This window comes from Streptomyces aureus, assembly GCF_001418135.1.
Lineage (GTDB): Bacteria > Actinomycetota > Actinomycetes > Streptomycetales > Streptomycetaceae > Streptomyces > Streptomyces aureus_A.
The window spans coordinates 1-3,495 of sequence record NZ_LIPQ01000530.1 but is presented as its reverse complement, the minus strand read 5'-3'; the positions used below and the strand labels follow the sequence as shown (position 1 = coordinate 3,495).

General features: G+C 71.9%; 2 protein-coding genes and 1 pseudogene. All 3 read right to left on the bottom strand.

Going from position 1 to position 3,495, the window contains the following annotated elements:
- Positions 1-25 precede the first annotated feature (25 nt).
- The gene (gene araD / locus AOK00_RS33190; RefSeq protein ID WP_055603863.1) at positions 26-1,792 is read right to left on the bottom strand and encodes an L-arabinonate dehydratase; all 1,767 of its coding nucleotides are present in this window, start codon (positions 1,790-1,792) and stop codon (positions 26-28) included.
- A complete protein-coding gene (locus AOK00_RS33185) occupies positions 1,789-2,691 on the bottom strand; it encodes a dihydrodipicolinate synthase family protein (protein WP_063886702.1) in 903 nt (300 codons plus the stop codon). Before AOK00_RS33185 ends, araD begins: the two co-directional genes overlap by 4 nt.
- A 2-nt stretch (positions 2,692-2,693) precedes the next feature.
- Positions 2,694-3,280, bottom strand: a pseudogene (locus AOK00_RS33180) (GntR family transcriptional regulator).
- Positions 3,281-3,495 lie beyond the last annotated feature (215 nt).

Here is a 3,495-nt window from a genome sequence, read left to right as displayed (position 1 = left end):
GACCGGTGGTGCGGGGGGCGGGCTCTCAACCCGCGTACGGATCGGGGGTGATGCCCGGACGCGCCAGGAACGCGAAGTCGCAGCCCGTGTCGGCCTGGGAGATCTGCTCCATGTAGAGCGCGCCGTAGCCGCGCTCGTACCGGGCGGGCGGCGGTGTCCAGGCGGCCCGGCGGACGTCCAGCTCCTCGTCCGTGACGTGCAGATGGAGGGAGCGTGCGGCGACGTCGAGCGTGATCGTGTCGCCCGTACGGACGAGGGCAAGGGGTCCGCCGACATGCGACTCGGGTGCCACATGCAGCACACACGCCCCGTAACTCGTCCCACTCATCCGGGCGTCGGAGATCCGCACCATGTCCCGCACGCCCTGTTCGAGCAGGTACCGGGGGATGGGCAGCATGCCGTACTCCGGCATCCCCGGACCGCCCTTCGGGCCCGCGCCGCGCAGCACCAGCACATGCTCGGGCGTGATGCCGAGCGCCGGGTCGTCGATGGTCCGCTGCATCGTCCGGTAGTCGTCGAAGACGACCGCGGGACCTGTGTGCTTGAGCAACCGCGGCTCGGCCGCGATGTGCTTGATGACGGCGCCGTCGGGGCAGAGGTTGCCCCGCAGCACGGCGACCCCGCCCTCGGCGGCCAGCGGCCTCGAACGGTCCCGGATCACCTCCTCGTCGTGGACGAGCGCGCCGTCGAGCTGCTCCCGCAGCGTGGTGTGCGAGACCGTCGGGCGGTCCAGGTGCAGGACATCGGTGAGCCGGGAGAGGAAGCCCGGCATCCCGCCCGCGAAGTGGAAGTCCTCCATCAGGAACCGCCCGCCCGGCCGCAGGTTCGCGAGGACCGGCACCGTCCGCGCGATCCGGTCGAAGTCGTCGAGCGTCAGCTTCACCCCCGAGCGCCCCGCCATCGCGATCAGATGGATCACCGCGTTGGTCGAGCCGCCGAGCGCCAGGACGGCTGCGACCGCGTCCTCGTACGCCTCCCGCGTCAGGATCCGCGACAACCGCAGGTCCTGCCGTACGAGTTCCACGATCCGCAGCCCCGAGGCCGCCGCCATGCGGTCGTGCCCCGAGTCGACCGCCGGCACCGAGGAGGCACCCGGCACGGTCACGCCGAGGGTCTCCGCGGCGGCGGTCAGCGTGGACGCCGTCCCCATCGTCATGCAGTGCCCGGGGGAGCGGGCGAGGCCGCTCTCCAGTTCCGCGATCTCGCAGTCGCCGATCCGTCCCGCCCGCTTCTCGTCCCAGTACTTCCACATGTCCGTACCGGAGCCGAGCGTCTCGCCCCGCCAGTGCCCCGGCAGCATGGGCCCCGCCGGAACGAACACCGTGGGCAGGTCCACCGAGGCCGCGCCCATGAGGAGCGCCGGGGTGGTCTTGTCGCAGCCGCCCATCAGCACCGCCCCGTCCACCGGGTACGAGCGCAGCAGTTCCTCCGTCTCCAGTGCGAGGAGGTTGCGGTAGAGCATCGGGGTCGGCTTCTGGAACGTCTCCGAGAGGGTGGAGACCGGGAACTCCAGCGGGAAGCCGCCGGCCTGCCACACCCCGCGCTTCACGGCCTGCGCGCGGTCGCGGAGGTGGACGTGGCAGGGGTTGATGTCGGACCAGGTGTTGAGGATCGCGATGACCGGCTTCCCGAGGTGCTCCTCGGGCAGATAGCCGAGCTGTCGGGTGCGGGCCCGGTGGCTGAAGGAGCGCAGGCCGTCGGTGCCGTACCACTGGTGACTGCGCAGGTCCTCGGGGCGCAGGCCCCCCTCGACGGGGCGCCCGCCCGCGTCGGCGGGCCCTTCGCCGCTCATATCGGCCACCCTGCCGCGATCGCGGCGACCTCGGCCCGCTCGCTCCCGGGGAGTTCACGGCTCGGCGGGCGGACCGCCCGGCGGCAGAGGCCGAGGGAGGCGAGGGCCTCCTTGACCACCGTCACGTTGTCGGCGCTGCCGTTGACCGCGCGCAGCTCCTCGAAGCGGCGGATCCGCTCCCAGACCTTCATCGCGGTCGGGTAGTCGCCGGACCGCAGCGCGTCCAGCATCTCCAGGGAGAGCGCGGGGGAGACGTTGACCAGGCCGGAGGTGAATCCGGTGGCGCCGCTCGCGAAGTAGGCGGGGGCGTACGGCTCGGCAAGGCCGGCCACCCAGACGAAGCGGTCGAGGCCCGCGTCCCGGGCGAAGCCCGCGAACCGGGCCGCGTCGGGGACCGCGTACTTCACCCCCACGACATTGGGGCAGTCGGCGCCGAGTTCGGCGAGCCGCGTCCCGCCGATCAGCGGGTTGCGGATGTAGGGGACGACCCCGAGCTCGGGGACCGCCTCGGCGATGGCCCGGTGGTAGTCGACCCAGCCGCTCTCGGAGACGTACGGGTGGACCGGCTGGTGGACCATCACCATGTGGGCGCCCGTGGCCCGGGCGTGCCGGGCGGCCCCGACCGCCGTCGGCACGTCGTGGCCGACGCCGACGAGGATCGCGGCACGGTCGCCGGCCTCGTCGACGGTGATCTCGGTGAGGGAGCGGCGCTCCTCGGGGGTGAGGGCGTAGAACTCGCCGGTGTTGCCGTTGGGGGTGAGGGTGCGGACCCCGCCGTCGAGGAGCCGGCGCAGCAGCGCGCGGTGGGTGACGGTGTCCACGGAGCCGTCCTCGGCGAACGGGGTGACCGGGATGGCCACGACGTCGGCGAGGGCGGCCCTCATCGTCTCGAATTCCATGCTCACTCGCTGTTCAGGGGGGACTGGGGGAAGGCGCGCTCGACGAAGGACGCGATGTGGTCGTGGACCGCGCGGCCCACCCCGCCGACGTCGCCGGCGGCCGCGAGCCGCAGGATCTCCTCGTGCTCGGCGGCCTCCCGCTCCCAGGAGGGGACGGCCGCCCAGGCGACGGTGGAGACCAGGGCCGCCTGGTCGCGGACCTCGTCGAGCATCCGGCCGAGCAGCGGGTTGCCGCAGGGCAGATAGAGCGCCCGGTGGAACGCCCGGTTGGCCAGGGACCGTTCGGCCGGGTCCTCGGCTCCGGCCGCCCGGTTCAGGGCCTCCCGCGCCTCGTCGAGACGGCGCGGGCCATGTCGGCGTCGACCATCCGGACCGTGACGCCCTTGTACTGGCTCATCACCACGAGCCCGCTGCCCGCGAGGGTCTTGAGCGCCTCGCGGACCGGGGTCTTCGACACCCCGAAACGCGCGGCGAGTTCGGCCTCGACAAGTGCCTGGCCGGGTCTGAGTCCGCCGGTGAGGATGTCGTGCTTGATCGCTTCGAGCACGTACTGGGTGCGGGAGGGGATGGGGCTGGGGGCGAAGGCCATGGAGCACTCTCAGATCTCATGTATCGCGTCTCATATATGACGTACGAAGTGCAACGGGCATGAAGCTAAGGGGGCGTTCGTGTTTCGTCAATGCTTCGCGCAAGCGCTTTCCACGATCCAGCTCCAGTCGTGCGGGTTCGGGTGACGAAGGGGCTGGTCCGCCGATTTGTTTTCTGGGATAACTATTGGGGGCTCGGTGCAGCCCCTCCCACCCC